23 protein-coding genes are annotated in these 20,769 nt (G+C 67.4%); 17 read left to right on the top strand and 6 right to left on the bottom strand.

The features are described from left to right. Window positions 1–20: 20 nt before the first annotated feature. A complete protein-coding gene (locus AC6LJ9_RS07605; protein WP_498147078.1) occupies window positions 21–833 on the bottom strand; it encodes an NUDIX hydrolase in 813 nt (270 codons plus the stop codon). 284 nt (window positions 834–1,117) lie between these two features. Here AC6LJ9_RS07605 and coxB point away from each other — a divergent pair, with 284 nt between their 5' ends. The 5 genes from coxB (at window position 1,118) to AC6LJ9_RS07580 (ending at window position 5,300) form a co-directional block, all read left to right on the top strand. Then, window positions 1,118–2,275, top strand: a complete 1,158-nt coding sequence (gene coxB, locus AC6LJ9_RS07600) for a cytochrome c oxidase subunit II (RefSeq protein ID WP_103272010.1) — start codon at window positions 1,118–1,120, stop codon at window positions 2,273–2,275. 109 nt (window positions 2,276–2,384) lie between these two features. Further along, a complete protein-coding gene (ctaD, locus tag AC6LJ9_RS07595; protein ID WP_103272011.1) occupies window positions 2,385–3,986 on the top strand; it encodes a cytochrome c oxidase subunit I in 1,602 nt (533 codons plus the stop codon). A gap of 27 nt (window positions 3,987–4,013) precedes the next feature. Then, window positions 4,014–4,139 carry a cytochrome oxidase small assembly protein gene (locus AC6LJ9_RS07590; protein ID WP_212319326.1) on the top strand — a complete coding sequence of 42 codons (126 nt, stop codon included), beginning with the start codon at window positions 4,014–4,016 and terminating at the stop codon, window positions 4,137–4,139. 8 nt (window positions 4,140–4,147) lie between these two features. Next, on the top strand, window positions 4,148–4,372 hold the full coding sequence (locus AC6LJ9_RS07585) for a DUF2970 domain-containing protein (protein WP_103272012.1): 225 nt from the start codon (window positions 4,148–4,150) through the stop codon (window positions 4,370–4,372). Between the two features lie 55 nt (window positions 4,373–4,427). Further along, complete coding sequence (locus AC6LJ9_RS07580) at window positions 4,428–5,300, top strand: cytochrome c oxidase subunit 3 (protein WP_103272013.1); 873 nt, start codon at window positions 4,428–4,430, stop codon at window positions 5,298–5,300. Window positions 5,301–5,421: 121 nt separating this feature from the next. Here AC6LJ9_RS07580 and AC6LJ9_RS07575 read toward each other — a convergent pair whose 3' ends face one another. Further along, complete coding sequence (locus AC6LJ9_RS07575; RefSeq protein ID WP_103272014.1) at window positions 5,422–5,622, bottom strand: twin transmembrane helix small protein; 201 nt, start codon at window positions 5,620–5,622, stop codon at window positions 5,422–5,424. Between the two features lie 37 nt (window positions 5,623–5,659). Here AC6LJ9_RS07575 and AC6LJ9_RS07570 point away from each other — a divergent pair, with 37 nt between their 5' ends. From AC6LJ9_RS07570 to AC6LJ9_RS07550, 5 genes are all read left to right on the top strand, one after another. After that, the gene (locus AC6LJ9_RS07570; protein WP_498147077.1) at window positions 5,660–6,460 is read left to right on the top strand and encodes an SURF1 family protein; all 801 of its coding nucleotides are present in this window, start codon (window positions 5,660–5,662) and stop codon (window positions 6,458–6,460) included. 112 nt (window positions 6,461–6,572) lie between these two features. Then, a complete protein-coding gene (locus AC6LJ9_RS07565) occupies window positions 6,573–7,208 on the top strand; it encodes an SCO family protein (RefSeq protein WP_498147076.1) in 636 nt (211 codons plus the stop codon). A gap of 20 nt (window positions 7,209–7,228) precedes the next feature. Further along, on the top strand, window positions 7,229–8,263 hold the full coding sequence (locus AC6LJ9_RS07560; RefSeq protein WP_498147106.1) for a COX15/CtaA family protein: 1,035 nt from the start codon (window positions 7,229–7,231) through the stop codon (window positions 8,261–8,263). A 13-nt stretch (window positions 8,264–8,276) separates the two neighbouring features. Beyond that, the gene (gene cyoE / locus AC6LJ9_RS07555) at window positions 8,277–9,170 is read left to right on the top strand and encodes a heme o synthase (protein ID WP_103272016.1); all 894 of its coding nucleotides are present in this window, start codon (window positions 8,277–8,279) and stop codon (window positions 9,168–9,170) included. 19 nt (window positions 9,171–9,189) lie between these two features. Further along, window positions 9,190–9,795 (top strand): SCO family protein, encoded by a 606-nt coding sequence (locus AC6LJ9_RS07550; RefSeq protein WP_498147075.1) that lies wholly within the window; start codon window positions 9,190–9,192, stop codon window positions 9,793–9,795. Between the two features lie 79 nt (window positions 9,796–9,874). Here AC6LJ9_RS07550 and AC6LJ9_RS07545 read toward each other — a convergent pair whose 3' ends face one another. Beyond that, window positions 9,875–10,093 carry a DUF3717 domain-containing protein gene (locus tag AC6LJ9_RS07545; RefSeq protein WP_212319316.1) on the bottom strand — a complete coding sequence of 73 codons (219 nt, stop codon included), beginning with the start codon at window positions 10,091–10,093 and terminating at the stop codon, window positions 9,875–9,877. Window positions 10,094–10,223: 130 nt separating this feature from the next. Here AC6LJ9_RS07545 and AC6LJ9_RS07540 point away from each other — a divergent pair, with 130 nt between their 5' ends. The 6 genes from AC6LJ9_RS07540 (at window position 10,224) to AC6LJ9_RS07515 (ending at window position 17,103) form a co-directional block, all read left to right on the top strand. After that, the gene (locus AC6LJ9_RS07540) at window positions 10,224–10,907 is read left to right on the top strand and encodes an outer membrane lipoprotein (protein WP_498147074.1); all 684 of its coding nucleotides are present in this window, start codon (window positions 10,224–10,226) and stop codon (window positions 10,905–10,907) included. Between the two features lie 44 nt (window positions 10,908–10,951). Next, complete coding sequence (locus AC6LJ9_RS07535; RefSeq protein WP_498147073.1) at window positions 10,952–11,761, top strand: PhaM family polyhydroxyalkanoate granule multifunctional regulatory protein; 810 nt, start codon at window positions 10,952–10,954, stop codon at window positions 11,759–11,761. Between the two features lie 76 nt (window positions 11,762–11,837). Beyond that, window positions 11,838–13,211, top strand: coding sequence for a bifunctional UDP-N-acetylglucosamine diphosphorylase/glucosamine-1-phosphate N-acetyltransferase GlmU (gene glmU / locus AC6LJ9_RS07530; protein ID WP_212316628.1), 1,374 nt, complete (start codon window positions 11,838–11,840; stop codon window positions 13,209–13,211). Further along, window positions 13,208–14,590, top strand: coding sequence for an MFS transporter (locus tag AC6LJ9_RS07525; protein WP_498147105.1), 1,383 nt, complete (start codon window positions 13,208–13,210; stop codon window positions 14,588–14,590). The genes glmU and AC6LJ9_RS07525 overlap by 4 nt, the downstream gene beginning before the upstream one ends. A gap of 135 nt (window positions 14,591–14,725) precedes the next feature. Beyond that, on the top strand, window positions 14,726–16,048 hold the full coding sequence (locus AC6LJ9_RS07520) for a UDP-glucose dehydrogenase family protein (RefSeq protein WP_212316624.1): 1,323 nt from the start codon (window positions 14,726–14,728) through the stop codon (window positions 16,046–16,048). Further along, entirely contained in the window at window positions 16,045–17,103 is a 1,059-nt protein-coding gene (locus AC6LJ9_RS07515) for a glycosyltransferase family 4 protein (RefSeq protein WP_498147072.1), read from the top strand. The genes AC6LJ9_RS07520 and AC6LJ9_RS07515 overlap by 4 nt, the downstream gene beginning before the upstream one ends. A 43-nt stretch (window positions 17,104–17,146) precedes the next feature. Here the strand turns inward: AC6LJ9_RS07515 and AC6LJ9_RS07510 are convergent, their stop codons facing one another. The 3 genes from AC6LJ9_RS07510 to AC6LJ9_RS07500 form a co-directional block, all read right to left on the bottom strand. Continuing rightward, a complete protein-coding gene (locus AC6LJ9_RS07510) occupies window positions 17,147–17,845 on the bottom strand; it encodes a nucleotidyl transferase AbiEii/AbiGii toxin family protein (protein ID WP_498147071.1) in 699 nt (232 codons plus the stop codon). After that, on the bottom strand, window positions 17,845–18,159 hold the full coding sequence (locus tag AC6LJ9_RS07505; protein WP_498147070.1) for a hypothetical protein: 315 nt from the start codon (window positions 18,157–18,159) through the stop codon (window positions 17,845–17,847). Before AC6LJ9_RS07505 ends, AC6LJ9_RS07510 begins: the two co-directional genes overlap by 1 nt. Window positions 18,160–18,282: 123 nt before the next feature. Continuing rightward, a complete protein-coding gene (locus AC6LJ9_RS07500; RefSeq protein ID WP_498147069.1) occupies window positions 18,283–18,774 on the bottom strand; it encodes an Lrp/AsnC family transcriptional regulator in 492 nt (163 codons plus the stop codon). 151 nt (window positions 18,775–18,925) lie between these two features. Between AC6LJ9_RS07500 and glmS the strand changes: the two genes are divergently transcribed. Then, window positions 18,926–20,758 carry a glutamine--fructose-6-phosphate transaminase (isomerizing) gene (gene glmS, locus AC6LJ9_RS07495; protein ID WP_212316610.1) on the top strand — a complete coding sequence of 611 codons (1,833 nt, stop codon included), beginning with the start codon at window positions 18,926–18,928 and terminating at the stop codon, window positions 20,756–20,758. Window positions 20,759–20,769 lie beyond the last annotated feature (11 nt).

The raw sequence follows: 20,769 nt of genomic DNA, 5'->3' as shown, positions 1-20,769 counted from the left end.
GCCCCGGCGTCAGTCCCGGCTCAGGCCGGGATTTCCCCGGCCGCCTGGCGGCGCAGGATGTCCTCGGCGATGACCAGCGCCGCTTCCAGCGTGAACTCGCCTTCGGCCAGCAGGCGCACCGCCTCGGCCACCTCGATGGCACGGATTTCCATGACTTCGCCGTCGCGGTTGGCGGGGCTGGCGTCGGCCGCCAGTACACAGGTGCTGGTCAGCACGTCCTCGACCTGGTAGCCCTCGGGCAGGCGGCGGTGGATGCGCAGGATGGTGCGCAGCGGCGTGCGGTGGGCCAGGTCCGGCTCGTCCAGGCCGGCTTCCTCGCCGCACTCGCGCACCAGCGCGGTTTCCAGGTCTTCGCCGCTGCCGGCCAGTCCGCCGACCAGGGTGTCCCACATACCGGGATCTGTTGACTTGCTCAGTGCGCGGCGCGCCACCCACAGCCGGCCATCGGGCGTCCAGGCGTTCAGGTGCACGGCCTTGGTCGGCAGGCCGAAGGGCCGCAGCGCGGTGCGCTCCATCACGCCCAGCTTGTCGTCGCCGACGACCACGTCCAGCAGTTCGTCGCGCCAGCCGCGCAGGCAGTTGGCATCGCGCAACAGTATCGCGGCCCGTTCCAGCACCGCGTCCAGCTCGGGGCCGGGGGCCATGCCTTCGCCGATCCGCACGCTGTTGTGGTCCGTTTCGATGTGGTCGGCGCCTTGCAGCGCGTCGGCCGCGGCGTGCGTGGCCCAGCCGCAGCGGCGCCCCGCTATATACAAGGCATGCGCCCCTTCGGGCGGGAGTTCCTGCGCGCGGGCGCGCAGCGCGGCATACAGGTCGGGCAACTGCTTGTGCATCTCGGGACCGTCTTGGATGAAGGTGCGGCTGATTTTATGCCACCGGCCCGCGCGGCCTCGCGGCGAGGCCATGGGGGCGGGTCCAACGAAATCAAGGGGATTAAATTACATCTGTTTGCGCGTCCGCTATAATCCGCCAGTTTCTTTATGATTCGAGTGGGAACGCGGGGCCGCAGCATCTCTCCCTGCCGATCCTTGCCATCTAATAATCGCGCGTAGTCCTGTTGCAGTGACATTCGTGCCACGAGGCGACAGCGGCCCTTGCGCCGTGTTTCGAGGTAAGCATGAAGAAGTGGAGAGGGATACTGGGGGCTTGTGCCATGCTGATTGGCGGCATGGCGGGTGCTCAGGTGCAAGACATGCCCGGCGGCCCGAAGGTCAATCAGCTGAACCTGCACGAAGGCGTGACTCAGATCGCGCGCGATGTCATGTGGCTGCACTGGATGCTGCTCACGATCTGTATCGTGATCTTCATCGGCGTCTTCGGAGTGATGTTCTACTCCATCTGGGCGCACCGCAAATCCCGCGGCCACAAGGCCGCCACCTTCCACGAGCACCTCGGCGTGGAAGTCGCCTGGACCGTCATTCCCTTCATCATCGTCATTGCGATGGCCCTGCCGGCCACCAAGACGGTGGTCGCCATGAAAGACACGTCCAGCGCCGACCTGACCGTCAAGGTCACCGGCTATCAATGGAAGTGGGGCTACGAGTACCTCGACGGCTCCGCCGCCGGCGTCAAGTTCCTCTCCACGCTGTCGACGCCGCGCGCCCAGATCGAGAACCGCGAGCCCAAGGGCCAGTTCTACCTGATGGAAGTGGACAACCACATGGTTGTGCCCGTCGACAAGAAGGTCCGCGTCGTGCTGACCGCCGCCGACGTGATCCACTCCTGGATGATCCCCGACTTCGGCGTCAAGCAGGACGCCATCCCGGGCTTCCTGCGCGACGCCTGGTTCCGCGCCGAACAGCCCGGCATCTACCGTGGCCAGTGCGCCGAGCTGTGCGGCAAGGACCACGCCTTCATGCCCATCGTCGTGGAAGTCCTGGCGCAGGCGGACTACGATAAGTGGGTTGAAGACCAGAAAAAGAGGATGGCGGCCTCGGCCGACGATCCCAACAAGGAGTGGACGGAAGCCGAACTGGTTGCCCGCGGCGAAAAGGTTTTCGCCGCCAATTGCGTGGCCTGTCACCAGGCCAACGGCAAGGGCATCCCGGGCAGCTTCCCCGCGCTCGACGGAGACAAGGTTGTGCTGGGCCCCAAGGCGGCCCAGATCAACACCGTGCTGAAGGGCAAGCCGGGCACCGCCATGGCGGCGTTCGGCGGCCAGCTCAACGATGTCGAAATCGCAGCGGTCATCAGCTATACGCGCCATGCCTGGAGCAACGCCGGCAAGGGGCAGGACCCGACGGTTCAACCGAAGGACGTGACGGCCGGGCGCTGATGCGCGCGCCGTCGCTGTTTCCCTCGCGGTCAGAACCGCTTTCCGTTTAGTCGAGATACCCTGACGTCCCCGCCTGGCGGGGGCGGCACTCAGCAGGAAGGAGTCCATCATGAGCAGCGTCACTGTAGACCACGTGTCCCCGGGCCACGGTCACGATGACCACCACCACGCCATGCCGACGGGCTGGCGGCGCTGGCTTTTCGCCACGAACCACAAAGACATCGGGACGATGTACCTCATCTTCTCGTTCTTCATGTTGCTGGAGGGCGGGACGCTGGCCCTGCTGCTGCGCACCGAGCTGTTCGAGCCGGGCCTGCAGTTCTTCCGGCCTGAACTGTTCAACCAGTTCACCACCATGCACGGCCTCATCATGGTGTTCGGCGCCATCATGCCGGCCTTCGTGGGCTTCGCGAACTGGATGATCCCCATGCAGATCGGCGCCTCGGACATGGCGTTCGCCCGCATGAACAACTTCAGCTTCTGGCTGCTGCCCGTGGCCGCCATCATGCTGACGGCCTCGTTCTTCGTGCCGGGCGGCGCCACCGCCGCCGGCTGGACGCTGTACGCTCCGCTGTCGCTGCAGATGGGCCCGGGCATGGACCTGGCCATCTTCGCCATGCACATCATGGGCGCGTCCTCCATCATGGGCGCGATCAACATCATCGTCACCGTGCTGAACATGCGCGCGCCCGGCATGACGCTGATGAAGATGCCGCTGTTCTGCTGGACCTGGCTGATCACCGCCTTCCTGCTGCTGGCCGTGATGCCGGTGCTGGCCGCCGCCATCACCATGGTGCTGACCGACCGCCACTTCGGCACCGGCTTCTTCAACGCCGCCGCCGGCGGCGACCCGGTGCTGTACCAGCACGTGTTCTGGTTCTTCGGGCACCCCGAGGTCTACATCATGATCCTGCCGGGCTTTGGCATCGTGTCCGCCATCGTGCCCGCCTTCGCCCGCAAGAAGCTGTTCGGCTACGCCTCGATGGTGTACGCGACCGCCGCCATCGCCGTGCTGTCGTTCATCGTCTGGGCGCACCACATGTTCACCACCGGCATGCCGGTGACGGGCCAGTTGTACTTCATGTACGCCACCATGCTGATCTCGATCCCGACCGGCGTGAAGGTGTTCAACTGGGTCGCCACCATGTGGCGCGGCTCGATGACCTTCGAGACGCCGATGCTGTTCTCGATCGGCTTCATCTTCGTGTTCACCATGGGCGGTTTCACCGGCCTGATCCTGTCGGTGGCGCCCATCGACATCCAGGTGCACGATACCTATTACGTGGTGGCGCACTTCCACTACGTGCTGGTGGCGGGTTCGCTGTTCGCCCTGTTCGCCGGCGCCTACTACTGGCTGCCCAAGTGGTCGGGCCGCATGTACAGCGAAAAGCTGGGCAAGCTGCACTTCTGGTCGACGCTGATCTCGTTCAACGTCACGTTCTTCCCGATGCACTTCCTGGGCCTGGCCGGCATGCCGCGCCGCTATGCCGATTACGCCGCGCAGTTCACGACCTTCCACCAGATCGCCACCATCGGCGCGTTCTGGTTCGGCCTGTCGCAGCTGATCTTCCTGTGGACGGTGATCCGCTGCTATCGCGGCCGCGGCGAGCCCGCGCCCGCCAGCCCCTGGGAAGGCGCCGAAGGCCTGGAATGGACGGTGCCGTCGCCGGCCCCCTTCCACACCTTTGAAACCCCGCCCGAAGTGAAGTAAGCCGCAACGTTTTCAGGTAGCAGAGCCATGACTCCAGAGCAGCGCCGTCGCAACCGGATCGCAGGACTGATATTGGTGGTGTTCGTCGCCGCCGTGTTCGCGTGGACCCTGTTGCGCGGCTCGTCGCTGCTCACGGGCGTGGCGCTGCGCTAGGCGGTCCCATGAGCGACGACCTGCGCGACGCCTCCCAACGCAAGCTGAGCTTTCTGCAGACGCTGAAAGCCGTGGGCTGGGGATTGTTCGGCGTGCGCAAGGGCGCGGGCTACCAGGAAGACAGCGCCAGGCTCAACCCGGTACACGTGATCGTGGCCGGGCTGCTGGCCGGAGCGGTATTCGTGGGCGTACTGATATTGATCGTGCGTTGGGCGGTGTCCAGCCTGACCTGACGGCCACGATTCCTGAAGCAATTCGAACCATCTGATCTGTACCAGGGAGAAAACCATGAGTGCAAGCCACTCGGTTCACAAAGAGGCACCCTACTACTACGTGCCCGCAGATTCGGGTCACCCCGTGCGCACGGCCGCCGCGCTGCTGCTCATGGGCCTGGGCGCCGCCGCCTGGATCAATTCCGTCAGCTGGGGCAAGTGGCTGGTGCTGGCGGGCTTCCTGTCCCTGATCGTGATCCTGTACTACTGGTTCGGCGACGCCATCCGCGAGTCCGAGGCCGGCCTGAACAGCAAGCGCATCGACAATTCCTACCGCTGGGGGATGAGCTGGTTCATCTTCTCGGAGGTCATGTTCTTCGCCGGCTTCTTCGGCGCGCTGTGGTACGTGCGCACGATCACCACGCCCTGGCTCGGCGACCTGGATCACAAGCTGATGCTGTGGCCGGACTTCCAGGCGGTCTGGCCGAATTTCGGCCCGGCGGGCGTGGTCGAGCACTTCCAGACCGTCGGCCCGTTCTGGCTGCCCACGATCAACACCGCGCTGCTGCTGAGCTCGGGCGTGACGCTGACCATCGCTCACCACGCGCTGCGTGAAAACCATCGCGGCAAGACCATCTTCTGGCTGCTGGCCACCGTGGTGCTGGGCTTCATCTTCGTGGCTTGCCAGGCGGCGGAATACCATCACGCCTATACCGAGCTGAACCTGAAGTTCAACTCGGGCGCCTACGGCTCGCTGTTCTACATGCTGACGGGCTTTCACGGCTTCCACGTGCTGCTGGGCGCCACCATGCTGACCGTGATCCTGATCCGCCTGATCCGCGGCCACTTCACGGCCGACCATCACTTCGGCTTCGAGGGCGCCGCCTGGTACTGGCACTTCGTCGACGTGGTGTGGCTGGGCCTGTACCTGTTCGTCTACTGGATGTGATCGCCGCGCGCGGGCTTCGGCCCGCGGCCGCGTGCATTCAACGGCAAGGGCCCGGCCAGTCTGGCCGGGCCCTTGCGCTTTCAGGGTCGGGGGCCGGCGCGGGAACTCCCGCCGGCGGCGCCTATCTGATCCCCGTGCTTTCGATCCAGCCCATGTGATGGGCGAACAGCACGAACAGGAACAGCGCGACGGACAGCCCGATGCGCACGGTGAGCGCATTGACGGTGCGGTTGGTGGTACCTTTGTCCCGCATCAGATAGACCAGGGCGGACGCCAGGCTGGCGAGGATGCCGATAAAGGCCAGCACCACGAAAACACGCATTTGGGTCTCCGGACAAATCAGATTCAATCACGAACACATGGCTCGACCGCATTCCACCCGCTACACGGTAGCCGCCTTGCTGCTGCTGGGCATTTCCGTGGTCATACTCGTATCGCTGGGGCAGTGGCAACTGCGCCGGGCCGACGAGCGACGCGCCATTCTGGCCGCGATCGAGGCAGGCCGCAAGCAGGCCCCGCTACCCTTGAGCGCCGCGACGCCGGCGGCCGAGATGGCGCCGTGGCGCGTGGCCGAGGCCAGCGGCCAGTGGCTGCCGCAGTTCAGTGTACTGCTGGACAACCGCAACCTGGACGGCAAGCCCGGCTACTGGCTGGCCACGCCCTTGCTGCTGGATGGTGGCACGCGCCAGGCCCTGCTGGTGCTGCGCGGCTGGATCCCGCGCGTGATGCAGGGCCAGCCCGAGGTGCCGGCGACGCCGCCGGGCGCACAGGCCGTGCACGGCGAGCTGTCCGCGCGCGTGCCGCGCCTGTTCGAGCTGTGGTCGCTGGGCGGCGATGGGAAGTCCGGCCTGCCGGCGGCGCTGCCGGCGCTGGGCGGCGTCGTGCCGCAGGTGCAGAACCTGGAGCTGGACGCCTACGCGCAGGCTACCGGACTCAAGCTGCTGCCCACGGTGCTGAGCCAGTTCGGCGACGGCCGCGACGACGACGGCCTGGTGCACGACTGGCCGCAGCCTTCGGTCGACTTCCAGAAAAACACCTTCTACGCCGTGCAATGGTTTTCCTTCGCGCTGTTCGCGGCGATCGCCTGGCTGGTGGTGATGGCGGGCGCGCTCAAGCGCATGCGCCAGCGCCAGCGCGAGCAGGCCGGCCCCGGGGGCTGAGCCGCCGCGCGGATACCGCAAGCCCGCAGCATCGACGTCTTGAATTCCCGCAACACCGCAAGCCCGCAGCAAGGTCCCCGGCGCACCGCGCAACCGCATAACAGGATACATAGTGGCCCGCGAAACTTCCGCTACCTCCGTCCCCGCCGCCCGCAAGCGCTCCAGGCTGCCGCTGGTGCTGGTGTTCCTGTGTACGCTGGCGCCCATCGTGGCGGCCTTCGTCGTCTACTACAACCCGCAATGGTGGCCGGACGAGGCCAGCAACTACGGCACGCTGGTGACGCCGCAGCGTCCCATGCCCGCCGCCGGTGAATTGAAGCTGACCACGCTGGACGGCCAGCCCTTCGACCTGCAGACCCTGAAGGGCAAATGGCTGCTGGTGGCCGCCGATGGCGCGGCCTGCCCGGAAAGCTGCGCCCGCAAGCTCTACATCGCGCGCAACAGCCACGCCAGCCAGGGCAAGAACGTGGACCGGCTGGCCCGGGTCTGGTTCATCACCGACGACGCGCCGGTGCCGGACAAGGTGCTGGAGGCCTACAAGGGCACTATCATGTTGCGCGCCGACCCCGGCCAGCTCGCCCGCTACCTGCTGGCGGGCCAGCAGCAACAGGCCGCGCCTGCGCTGGCCGCGCCCATCTGGATCATCGATCCGCTGGGCAACCTGATGATGCAGTACCCGGCCGACGCCGACGGCGTGAAGGTGCGCAAGGACGTCAGCAAGCTGGTCTACAACTCGCGGGTCGGCTGACCGGATTTTTCTACATGGATATGGATCGCATCAAGGCTCGCTACCGCAAGCTGGTTTTCTTCACCTGGTTCCTGACGCTGGACCTGATCATGTTCGGCGCCTTCGTGCGCCTGACCGATTCCGGGCTGGGTTGTCCGGACTGGCCGGGCTGCTATGGCAAGGCCACGCCGCTGGGCGCGATGGGCGACATCCACGAGGCCACGCAGGCCATGCCCTTCGGGCCGGTCACGCTGTCCAAGGCCTGGATCGAGATGATCCACCGCTACGTCGGCGCCATCCTGGGCATGCTGATCATCGCCATCGTGGTCATGGCCTGGCGCTACCGTCGCCAGCTGGGCCGTTCGCCCACGCTGGCCATCGTCACGCTGGTGGCAGTCTGCGTGCAGGGCGCCTTCGGCGCCTGGACCGTGACTCACAAGCTGATGCCCGCCGTGGTCACGGCGCACCTGGTGTTCGGCCTGTCGGTGCTGGCGCTGATGACCTGGCTGTCGGCGCGCGAGCGTCCGCACCTGGCCCTGTCCGCCGCTGCCGCGCGCTGGAAGCCCTGGGTCGCGGGCGGCTTCGCGCTGCTGCTGGTGCAGGTCACGCTGGGCGGCTGGGTCAGCACCAATTACGCGGCGCTGGCCTGCATGGACTTTCCCATGTGCCATGGCCAGTGGGTGCCCGAGATGGATTTCCACGGCGGCTATTCGGTGATCCGGGGGCTGGGCGAGCTGCCGTCCGGTGAAATGATCTCGCAGCCGGCGCTCACCGCGATCCACTGGGTGCATCGCAATTTCGCCTTCGTGGTGTTCGCCTACCTGGGCGTGCTGGCCTGGCGCCTGCGCGCCGAGGCCGGACTGCGCGGACCGGCCACGCTGATGCTGGCGCTGCTGGGCGCGCAACTGCTGACCGGGCTGACTACCATCTTCTTCCAGTGGCCGCTTTTGATCGCGGTGCTGCACAATGGCGGGGCGGCCGGCCTGACGCTGGCGGCGGTGGTATTGATGGTGCGCCTGTCCACCGCCGGACGGGCGCCCGCGGGGGGCTGCGGCCCCAATTCGGCGCGCGTTTAAAATAGGGGCCATCATGACCAGTCTTGCCGCTCCCCAATCCGGATTGCTCCGCCAGTATCTCGTGCTCACCAAGCCGCGCGTCACGCAGCTTGCGGTGTTCTGCGCCGTCATCGGCATGTTCCTGGCCGCGCCCGGCATTCCGGACATGCAGCGCGTGCTGTTCGGCACGCTGGGCATCTGGCTGCTGGCCGCCGCCGCCTTCGCCATCAACTGCCTGATCGAGCAGGAGGTCGACGCCCGCATGCTGCGCACCGCGAGGCGCGCGACCGCGCGCGGCACCATCTCCGCCTACCAGGTGCTGAGCCTGTCGGGCCTGTTGGGCGGCGCCGGCATGTTCGTGCTGTACCACATGGTCAACCCGCTCACCATGTGGCTGACCTTCGCCACCTTCGTCGGCTACGCCGTCATCTATACCGTCATCCTCAAGCCGCGCACGCCGCAGAACATCGTCATCGGCGGCCTGTCGGGCGCGATGCCGCCCGCGCTGGGCTGGGCCGCCGTGGCGGATTCCGTGCCGGCCGAGGCCTGGGTGCTGGTGCTGATCATCTTCATCTGGACGCCGCCGCATTTCTGGGCGCTGGCGCTGTACCGCAACCACGACTACGCCAAGGCCGGCCTGCCCATGCTGCCGGTCACGCACGGCCAGCAGTTCACGCGCCTGCACATCCTGCTCTACAGCGTGGCGCTGCTGGCCACCACGCTGCTGCCCTACATCATCCTGATGAGCGGCGTGCTCTACCTGACCGCCGCGCTGGTGCTGGGCGGCATGTTCCTGTCCTATGCATGGCGCCTGTATCGCGAATACAGCGACGAACTGGCGCGCAGCATGTTCCGTTTCTCGATCCTGTACCTGGCGCTGCTGTTCGGCGCGCTGCTGGTGGATCACTGGGTCGGCCTGTTGCGCTGACCGTTGCCGGAGGTTGTCCATGTCCGTGTTTTCCGCCACCCGCCGCCTGGCCCTGCGCCTGGGCGCGGCCGCCGCATTCGCCGCCGCGCTGGCCGCCTGCGGTGAAAGCGCGCCCCAGTTCAAGGGCAGCGACATCAGCGGCACCAAACTCGGCCAGGGCATGGAACTGGTGGATTACAACGGCAAGACCCGCAAGCTGTCGGATTTCTCGGGCAAGGTGGTGGTGGCGTTCTTCGGCTTCACGCAATGCCCCGATGTCTGCCCGACCTCGCTGGCCGAGCTGGCCGAGGCCATGAAGAAGCTGGGCGCGGACGCCGACCGCGTGCAGGTGCTGCTGATCACGGTGGATCCGGAGCGCGACACGCCCGATATTCTCAAACAATACGTGACCGCGTTCGACCCGCGCTTCCTGGGCCTGACCGGCACGCCGGACCAGGTGAAGAAGGCGGCGGCCTCGTTCAAGGCCTACTACGCCAAGGCGCCCACCAAGGACGGCGGCTATTCCATGGATCACACGGCCGCGTTCTACCTGCTGGACGGCAAGGGCGAATCGCGCGTGCTGGCCAACAACAACATCGGGGTGGACGCCCTGGTGCACGACATCCAGGCGCTGCTCAAGGGCTGATCAGGCCAGGGCCGGGCGACGGCGGCACGGGTGTCGCCATCCGATCGCCGCGCGCGGCGCCGGCCCGCGCCATTCACGTTCACTTCAGGGCGGCCGCCCAGGTCTCCAGCGCCGCGCGGGCGCGCTCGTCGAGTTCCACGGTGGGGAGCTCGCGGCGATGGGACATGATCATCAGCGCATAGGGCGTGGCCAGCGCCGACGCCTCCGGGCAGAGCCGGTGGTCCTCGCCGGCGGACGGCGTGAGATTGCGCCAATAGTTGATGGCCTGTTCGAGCTGGGGCAAGGTGACGGAATCCATGCCCCTATTGTCCATCAATGGCGGACCCTGTCCAGCAGGCCCGTTCTGCAATGAAGCGTCACCATCGCAATACGCCGATACGGCGCCAGGGTGCTATACCACAGCCGGTTAGTAATTTCGGAGACCTGTGATGAATACTCCCCTCCAGACCGGCGTTGCGCGCCGTGGCCTGCATCCCCTGGTCGCCGCCGCCGCCGTCGCCGTGATCGTCATGTGTACGGTGGGCGTGGCGGCCGTGATGGGCTGGCTGCCCACGCCGTCGGCCAATACCAATCCCAACGCCCTGAGCGCCGAGAGCGCGGCCCTGGCCGGCCCGGAAGGCGGCAACCTGGCGCCCGCGCCCCAGATCCCCGCCCAGCCGCTGGCGCCCGCGCCCGGCCAGCAGCCGGCGGCTCGTCAACCCGCCGCGCCGCGTCCCCAGGCGGCCGCGCCGGCGCAGCCCCGCCCGGCCGCGCCGGTCGTCTGCCAAAGCTGCGGCGTGGTCGAGAGCGTGCGCCAGGTCCAGGCGCCGGTGCGCGACAATAGCGACCATCTGATCGGCACCATCGCCGGCGGCGTCGCGGGCGGCGTGGTCGGCAACCAGTTCGGCGGCGGCAACGGCAAGACCGCGCTGACCGTGCTGGGCGCCGTGGGCGGCGCTTTGGCAGGCCGTGAAGTTGAGCGTAATATCAGACAGCAACAAACCGTGACGCACTACGAGCTGACCGTGCGCATGAGCGACGGCAGCGTCCGTCAATTCCGCAGCGCCCAGCCGTTCGCGTTTGCGTCCGGCGACCGCGTCCGCGTGGAAAACAATCAACTGCTGCCCGGCTGAGCCTGGCGGCCGGTGGCAACCATCTGTTTAGGGGGAAACCAGGTATGAGCGATCAACACGGCAATCCGTTCGTCCTGCCGGGCTTGGGCCAGCATTCCGATCTGTCCGGCAATCCCCTGCTGGCCAGCATGGAGATGATGCGCCAGGCCTGGGCCGGCCTGACCGGGCCGGGCGGGCTGGCCAGCAGCCTGCCGATGGCTCCGCCCATGAACGTCGAGGACCTGGACCGCCGCATCGCCGAACTGCGCTCGGTCGAAAACTGGCTGCGCATGAACCTGTCCATGCTCAGCAGCACCATCCAGGGCATGGAAGTGCAGCGCTCCACCATCAACACGCTGCGCGCCTTCGTCGACAGCGCGGCCAGCATGGACCTGGGCGCCCTGCGCGACAGCGGCGCGGCCTCGCCGCTGGAAGTGGTGCTGGGGCTGAAACCGGCGCCGGGCAAGGCCAAGGCGGCCGCGCCGTCAGGCGACGCGGCCAGGGACGGCGGCAAAGCTCCGGCTCAGGATCCCGCCGGCGACGCTGCCCACGAAGAGGAAGCCGGCAAGGACGCCGCGCCGCCCTTTGCCGGCATGAGCGAACAGATGGGCGCCGCGGCGCAATCGGCGTCCAAGGCCTGGTGGGACCTGCTGCAGCAGCAGTTCGGCCAGATCGCCGCCGCCACCGCCGCGACCATGCCCGCCGCCGCGCCGTCCAGGCCGGAGGCCGAGGCCGCCGCGCCGGCGCCCAAGGCTGCCGCCAAGACCGCGGCCAAATCCACGGCCAAGGCGCCGGGCAAACCGGCCTCGAAGCCCGCCGCCCGCGCCAAGCCCGCCGCTCGCAAGACGGCCCCCAAGACGGAGCCGTCCGCCTAGCGCCGGCTCCTTGACCTCAATCGCAACGCGCAACGGCTCCTCGGGGCCGTTGCGTTTTCCAACACAGTAGACCCCTATGCTCAATGTAGTGATTCTCGCCGCCGGACTGGGCAAGCGCATGCAGTCCGACCTTCCCAAAGTGCTGCACACGCTGGCCGGCAAGCCCATGCTGGCGCACGTGCTGGCCAGCGCGCGCGAACTCGCGCCCGCCCGCATCACCGTGGTGGTCGGCCACGGCGCCGACCGCGTCAAGCAGGCGTTTGGCGGCCAGGAAGGCCTGCACTTCGCGCTGCAGCAGCCGCAGCAGGGCACCGGCCACGCCGTGCAGCAAGCCGTGCCGCTGCTGCTCGAGGGCGACGGCAAGGACGATGTGACGCTGGTGCTGTACGGCGACGTGCCGCTGGTGCAGCCCGACACGCTGCGCCGCCTGCTGGCCGCGCGCGGCGATGGCGCCGCCGTGCTCACCGAGGTGCTGGACGATTCCACCGGCTACGGCCGCATCGTGCGCGACGCCGCCGGCCAGGTCTGCCGCATCGTCGAGCACAAGGACGCCTCCGAGGCCGAGCGCGCCATCAAGGAAGTCAACACCGGCATCCTGGCCGCGCCGACCGCCAGGCTCAAGGACTGGCTGTCCCGTATCGACAACAACAACGCCCAGGGCGAGTACTACCTGACCGACGTGATCGGCCTGGCCGTGACCGACGGCGTGCCGGTGGGCGCGGCCCAGCCGGCGGCTTCCTGGGAAACGCTGGGCGTGAACAGCCGCGTGCAGCAGGCCGAGCTGGAGCGCCGCTGGCAGGCCGAGCAGGCCCGCCGCCAGCTGGAAGCCGGCGTCACGCTGGCCGATCCCGCGCGCTTCGACCTGCGCGGCACGCTGCGCTGCGGCCGCGACGTGTTCATCGACGTGGGCTGCGTGTTCGAAGGCGAGGTCACGTTGGCCGACGGCGTGCGCGTGGGCCCGCATTGCGTGCTGCGCGACGTCAGCGTCGGCGCCGGCACGCAGATCGAGGCCTACAGCCATCTGCAGGACGCCCAGGTGGGCCGCGATGCGCGCGTCGGCCCCTATGCCCGCCTGCGTCCGGGCGCCGAGCTGGGCGATCGCAGCCACGTCGGCAACTTCGTCGAGATCAAGAAGAGCGTGCTGGGCGCCGACAGCAAGGCCAATCACCTGGCCTACATCGGCGACGCCGAGATCGGCGCGCGCGTGAACGTGGGCGCCGGCACCATCACCTGCAACTACGATGGCGTCAACAAGCACCGCACCGTGATCGAGGACGACGCCTTCATCGGCTCGGACACACAGCTGGTCGCGCCGGTGCGCGTGGGCCAGGGCGCCACGCTGGGCGCCGGCACCACGCTGACGCGCGACGCGCCGGCCGGCAAGCTGACGGTCTCGCGCGCCAAGCAGCTCACCGTCGACGGTTGGCAACGCCCGACCAAGAAGTCGTGACCGCCGAGGGGCCGACCGGCACGCCGGGCGCCGCGCCGCAGGACGGCCTGCCGGCGCCCCGGCGCTACTGGGCAGCGGCCACGGTGATGACGGGCATCAGCCTGTCGGTGCTGGATACCACCATCGCCAACGTCGCCCTGCCCACCATCGCGGCCGACCTGCAATCCTCGCCGGCCCAGGCGGTCTGGGTCGTCAACGCCTACAACCTGGCGGTGGTGACCATGCTGCTGCCGCTGTCGGCGCTGGCCGAGCGCATCGGCTTCCGGCGCATGTTCACCTTCGGGCTGGTGCTGTTCACGCTGGCCTCGCTGGGCTGCGCGCTGGCCGGCACGCTCTTGCAGCTGACGCTGGCGCGCGTGTTCCAGGGCGTGGGCGCGGCCACGCTGATGTGCCTGTTCGGCGGCCTGGTGCGCAATATCTATCCGCTCAAGATGCTGGGGCGCGGCATCAGCATCAACGCCACCACCGTGGCGGTGATGTCGGTGCTGGGGCCGACCATCGGCTCGGCCATCCTGTCGGTGGCGCCGTGGCCGTGGATCTTCGCGGTCAACCTGCCCGTCTGCGTGCTGGCCATGCTGGGGCTGCGGCACCTGCCGGAGGTGCCGCGCAACAACGTCGCCTTCGACGGCATCAGCGCGCTGCTCAGCATGGCCACGCTGGGCGTGTTCATCTCGGGCGTGGACATGATGGGCGCGGACCTGCTGCGCGGCATCGGCCTGGTGGCCATCGCCACCGTTCTGGGCATCGTGCTGATGCGCCGCGCCAGCGGCCAGCCCGCGCCGCTGGTGCCGGTGGACCTGCTGCGCATCCGTCCGCTGGCCTATGCCGTGGCCGCGTCCGCCTGCACCTTCGCCGCGCAGATGGCGTCCTACGTGTCGCTGCCCTTCTATTTCCAGCAGGTGCTGGGACGGCCGTACCTGGAAGTCGGCATGCTGATGGGCGCCTGGCCGGTCGGCACGGCGCTGGTCGCGCCGCTGGCGGGCCGGCTGTCCGACCGCTATTCGCCCGCGACCATGAGCGGCATCGGCGCCGCTACCATGGTGGCTGGCATGCTGTGGCTGGCGCTGCTGCCCACGCATGTGTCCAATACGCCCATTCTGGCGGGCATGTTCGTGGCGGGCCTGGGCTTCGGCTTCTTCCAGACGCCGAACAACCGCGCCATGCTGTCGGCCGCGCCGCGCGCGCGCAGCGGCGCCGCCGGCGGCCTGCAGGCCACCACCCGGGTGTTCGGCCAGAGCTTCGGCACCGCCCTGGTCGCCATCGCCTTCAGCCTGAGCGCGGCCCATGGCCCCGGCCTGGCGCTGGTGCTGGGCACGGTCTGCGCCGCGCTGGCGGTGGCGGTGAACGCCATCCGCTTCAACAAGCTGCGGACGCCCTAGCGGCCCTGTCCGCGACGACCTAAGCCCGGGAGCGCGCCGGACCGGCGTCCCGGCCGGCCGCGCTTCTATAATGGCGGCCGGCGCCGGCTTGTCCACCGCGGCGCCGGTTTTCCAATTCTTGAAGGGCGTTCGGGCATGAAGATCACGGTCGTGGGTACCGGTTACGTAGGGTTGGTGTCGGGGGCGTGCCTGGCCGACATGGGCAACGACGTCATGTGCCTGGACGTGGATTCCGCCAAGATCGCGCTGTTGCGCCAGGGCGGCATCCCCATTTACGAGCCCGGCCTGGAAGACCTGGTGCGCCGCAACGTGCAGGCCGGCCGGCTGCATTTCACCGACGACGTGGCGCAGAGCGTGGCCTTCGGCGACGTGCAGTTCATCGCCGTCGGCACCCCGCCGGGCGAGGACGGCTCGGCCGACCTGAAATACGTGCTGGCCGCCGCGCTCAACATCGCGCGCCACATGACCTCGCGCAAGCTCATCGTGGACAAGTCCACCGTGCCCGTCGGCACAGCCGACAAGGTGCGCGCCGTGATCGCCAAGGAGCTGGCCGCGCGCGGCGTGGACCTGCCGTTCACGGTGGCGTCCAATCCGGAATTCCTCAAGGAAGGCGCGGCCATCAACGACTTCATGAGTCCGGACCGGGTCATCGTCGGCGCCGACGACGACTACACCATCGGCGTCATGCGCCGCATCTACGAGCCCTTCCAGCGCACCCACGACCGTCTCATGGTGATGGACGTGCGCTCGGCCGAGCTGACCAAGTATGCCGCCAACGCCATGCTGGCCACGCGCATCTCCTTCATGAACGAGATGGCCAACCTGGCCGAGACGCTGGGCGCCGACGTTGAGCAGGTGCGGCGCGGCATCGGCGCGGATCCGCGCATCGGCTATCACTTCCTCTATCCCGGCGCGGGCTATGGCGGCTCCTGCTTTCCCAAGGACGTGCAGGCGCTGGTCAACACCGCCGCCGAGCACGGCCTGCCCATGCGCGTCATCGAGGCCGCCGAGGCCGCCAACCACGCGCAGAAATTCCGCCTGTCCGAGAAGCTGACGCAGCGCTACGGCGAAGACCTGCGTGGCCGCAAGATCGCGCTGTGGGGCCTGGCCTTCAAGCCCAATACCGACGACATGCGCGAAGCCCCCAGCCTGACCGCCATCGCGGAATTGACCCGTCGCGGCGCCGAAGTGCGCGCCTATGATCCGGTGGCCATGCACGAAGCCGCGCGCGTGCTGGTGGGCCAGCCCGGCGTGACCTTCGCCAAGGACATGTACGACGCGCTGGATGGCGCCGACGCGCTGCTGATCGCCACCGAATGGAAGGTCTTCCGCGCGCCCGACTTCGACCGCGTCAAGGCCCTGCTCAAGACGCCGCTGATCATCGACGGCCGCAACCTCTACACGCCGGCCGACGTGCGCGCCCTGGGCTTCGATTACTCGGGCATCGGCCGCGCATGAAGATCCTGCAGCTGAACTTCGAGAAGGGCTGGCGCGGCGGCGAGCGGCAGACGCTCTACTGCATGCGCGCCTTCCGCAAGGCCGGCCACGAGGTCGAACTGATGTGCCGCCTGGGCGGCCCGCTGGCCGAGCGCGCGCGCCAGGAAGGATTCACCGTCCACGAATGCCGCAACGTGCCCGCGCAGCTGCGTTTCCTGGCCGGCGCCGGCCGCTACGACATCATCCATGCCCAGACGGCCAATACCGTCACCTGGGCCGTGCTGACCAAATGGCTGCACCGCCGGCCGGTGGCCTTCTCGCGCCGCACCTCCTTCGTGGTCAAGCCGAGCGAGGAATGGAAGACCGGCTTCAAGTGGCGCCACGTCGACCTGTTCGTGGCCATCAGCGAGATGGCCGCGAGCGAGCCGCGCCGGCTCGGCATCGAGCCCGCCATCATCCGCAGCGCCGTCGAGCCGCATGCGATCAACGCCGACAACGTCGCCGCGCTGGTCAGCGAGTTCCAGCTGGACGGCCGCAAGGTCATGGCGACTTCGGCCGCGCTGATCCAGGACAAGGACCCGGTCACGCTGGTGCGCGCCGTGGCTGAGCTGGCGCGCACGCGCCGCGACTTCATCTTCCTGCACTTCGGCGCCGGCGGCGGCCAGGAACAGGCCGCCAAGGACGAGGCCCGCAAGCTGGGCATTGAGGACGTCTACCGCTTCGCCGGCTTTCGCAAGGGCGTGGAAGATTTCTACAGCGTGCTGGACGTGTTCGTCATGAGCTCCGAGGAAGAAGCCTTGGGCAGCAGCGTGCTGGACGCCTTCCTGCAGCGCGTGCCGGTGGTGTCCACCGACGCCGGCGGCCTCAAGGAAAGCCTGGCCGACGGCCGAGGCGTGCTCTGCGCCGTGGGCGACCACAAGGCCCTGGCCGCCGGCATGGCGCGCTGCCTGGACGATGTGGCCTTCCGCCAGGAAGTCACCGAGCGCGCCTATGCCTACGTGCGCGATGAGCACGATGTGCAGAAGATGGGGAACCGGTATCTGGCGCAGTTCGAGCGGGTGCTGAGCAGCCGCTAATGGCGCGGCGTTCATGAGCCGCAGGCCCGCCGGTGGCGAGGTCTTACGTGAGCTCGCTCCAGCGAGCTAGTTGTTCTCTGGCGAGTTGGGCGGCTTGCTGCAGATCCGGCAGATGGGGGGCGCGAATATTCTGCCAAGCCATATGCTGGGCTGGTCGTTGCACCATGTGCGTCAAGGCTGCGGCAATGCCGTCCATCTTGGCCATAAGCACGCGGGCAAGCAGGGCGTCCGGGATGGCACTGGCGGGCGCTTCTGATTGCAGGGCGATCCAGTCGAACAGGTCGCGCGCGGTAAGCGCCCAACCACGGAAGAACAGTTTTTTGGCCAGGACCTCGGCAGGTGGTTCCAAGGCAAAACTTGTTTCTGCCGCCGGAGGATTCCATAGCCCGGGCAGATCGGGAAGCAGCGGCGTTGCAACCATAAAGTCGATCTCGCCTTCGGCGAAGCGCAGCTTCACGTGTGCATTGTCTTCGTTGTAACCCGCCAGCTCCGTATCGAACAGATCATTCAGCCGAGGCGAGACATAAGGAAGCCATCCTGGTGAATCGACAAAGAGGTCGATGTCGTCGCTGATGCGGTGATTCAGTGCCAGCATCAACCGGGTGCCACCACCCAACAGGGGTTGAAAGGACTCACCGCCGTGCTTGCGGGTTTGATCCACCAGCTGTTGCGCCCGGGTCTCCAGCACCCTCCACGGACCAGCGGATCGGTGATACAGAATGTCCTGCTTGGAGGTTGGCATCAGAGGACTCCTTTCAGCGCATCTTCCCAGCGCTCGACGCGGGGCAGTCCGTATTCACTGCGAGCCTGTTGGTATAGGGCATCCGCTTCTTCGAGGCGTACTCCGGCCTCGAAACTGGCTCGGCCGATATATTCCGGTTCCATTTCTACAAACATGCTGGCCAGCAGCTCCTTGACCCACGCGTCCGCCTGAACGGGCGACAAGCTGCCCGCGCGCAAGGCAGCCGCGATATCGTCCGGGCTGACCGCAAGCCCATATGGGGCGTTGAGATGAGCGGCGATCATGTCGAGGTAACGGGTGGAACGAGTGTGCATGGGCTGCTCCAGGGCGCTACTCTTGGGCGCCATTCGCCGGGGGCTGTGACTATTATCCTCTGGCAATGCGCAATTGCGTGGTTCAGGAGGGGAAGCCAGTGCCAAGCTGCCATCTCCGCACCGCTAGTCGCGCACCGCGATCCGCGTCTCGAACTTGGCGCGATGCACCGAGAAGAACGTGCGCACGTTGCGCACATTGGCCTGCGCCGTGAAGGCGCGGTGCACCAGCGCGTGGTAGGCCGGCATGTCCCGCACCTGCGCGATCACCACGAAATCCGGACCGGGCGACACCCGGTAGCACTGCAGCACGGCGGGCTCGGCCAGCATGCCTTGCTCGAACGCGTCCAGGCTTTCGGCGGCCTGCACGTCCAGCGTGATCTCGACGATGGCCGTCAGCGTGCTGCCCAGCTTGTCGGCGGCCAGGATCGCCACCTGCCGGTCGATCACGCCGATGTCGACCAGCCGCCGCACCCGCCGCAGGCAGGTCGGGGGCGAGGCGTGCACGCGTTCGGCCAGGTCCTGGTTGGTCAGCGCGCAGTCGATCTGCAGCTGTTCCAGGATGCGGCGGTCCAGATCGTCCAGTTCGGGTAGCGCGGGAGGGGTGTTTTGCGCCATATATTTCACTTTGGCGTATGAAATGAAATATTATTTAATCACAATCCAGTAAGTAAATAAACTTCCAAAAAACTTCACATAAAGAAATCAAATTTCTTTGTGGCGCGCGCACAATGCGTTCCGTACCCGAACCCTTACAGGAGTTTCTCCTATGTGCGGCATTGTTGGCGCCGTCGCCCAGCGCGACATCACCCCGATCCTCGTCGAAGGCCTGAAGCGGCTGGAATACCGCGGCTATGACTCCTGCGGCGTCGCGGTCTACGCCGACGGCCACCTGCGCCGCACGCGCAGCACGCAACGCGTGGCCGAACTGAGCGACCAGATCGCCCAGGACCATGTGACCGGCTTCACCGGCATCGCCCATACCCGCTGGGCCACCCACGGCGTGCCGGCCACGCACAACGCCCACCCGCATTTCTCGCACCTGGGCAATGACGAGCCGCGCATCGCGCTGGTCCACAACGGCATCATCGAGAACCACGACGAACTGCGCGCCGAGCTGCAGGCCGCCGGCTACGTCTTCGAAAGCCAGACCGACACCGAGGTCATCGCCCACCTGGTCAACCACCTGTACGCCGGCGACCTGTTCGAGGCCGTGCAGCAGGCCGTGCGCCGCCTGCATGGCGCCTATGCCATCGCCGTGTTCTGCCGCGATGAACCGCACCGCGTGGTCGGCGCCCGCCAGGGCTCGCCGCTGGTGGTGGGCGTGGGCCAGAACGAGAACTTCCTGGCGTCCGATGCGCTGGCCCTGGCCGGCACCACCGACCAGATCATCTACCTGGAAGACGGCGACGTCGTCGACCTGCAGCTGACCCGCGTCTGGATCGTGGACGCCGAAGGCCGCGCCGCCGATCGCGCCGTGCATACTGTGCACGTGCACACCGGCGCCGCCGAGCTGGGCCCGTACCGCCACTACATGCAGAAGGAAATCTTCGAGCAGCCGCGCGCGGTGGGCGATACCCTGCAGGACATCGAGTCCATCACGCCCGAGCTGTTCGGCGATGACGCCTACAAGATCTTCAAGGACATCGATTCGGTGCTGGTCCTGGCCTGCGGCACCAGCTACTACGCGGGCCTGACCGCCAAGTACTGGATCGAGTCCGTCGCCAAGATCCCGGTGAATGTCGAAATCGCCAGCGAATACCGCTACCGCGACAGCGTGCCGAACCCGCGCGCGCTGGTGGTGACGATCTCGCAGTCCGGCGAAACGGCCGACACGCTGGCCGCGCTCAAGCACGCACGCTCGCTGGGCATGCAGAACACGCTGACCATCTGCAACGTGGCCACCAGCGCCATGGTGCGCGAGTGCAAGCTGTCCTACATCACGCGCGCCGGCGTGGAGATCGGCGTGGCCTCGACCAAGGCCTTCACCACCCAGCTGACCGGCCTGTTCCTGCTGACGCTGGCGCTGGCGCAGGTGCGCGGCAATCTGACCGCCGAGCAGGAAGCCGCGCACATCAAGTCGCTGCGCCACCTGCCCGCCGCCATCGGTTCGGTGCTGGCGCTGGAACCGCAGATCATGGCCTGGGCGGACCGCTTCGCCTCCAAGGAAAACGCGCTGTTCCTGGGTCGCGGCATGCACTATCCGATCGCGCTGGAAGGCGCGCTCAAGCTCAAGGAAATCAGCTACATCCACGCCGAGGCCTACCCGGCCGGCGAACTCAAGCACGGCCCGCTGGCCCTGGTGACCGAGCACATGCCCGTGGTCACCATCGCGCCCAAGGACGGCCTGCTGGAAAAGCTGAAGTCCAACATGCAGGAAGTGCGCGCGCGCGGCGGCGAGCTGTACGTGTTCGCCGACGCCGATAGCAAGATCGTCAGCGCCGAGGGCATGCACGTGATCCGCATGCCCGAGCACTACGGCATGCTGTCGCCGATCCTGCACACGGTGCCGTTGCAACTGCTGTCGTATCACACGGCTTGCGCGCGCGGCACGGACGTGGACAAGCCGCGCAATCTGGCCAAGAGCGTGACGGTGGAGTGAGGCGGAAGCCT

It is taken from the genome of Achromobacter sp. 1011811831, from assembly GCF_059760905.1.
The sequence above is the reverse complement of the archived record's forward strand: the minus strand, read 5'-3'. Positions and strand labels throughout refer to the sequence as shown.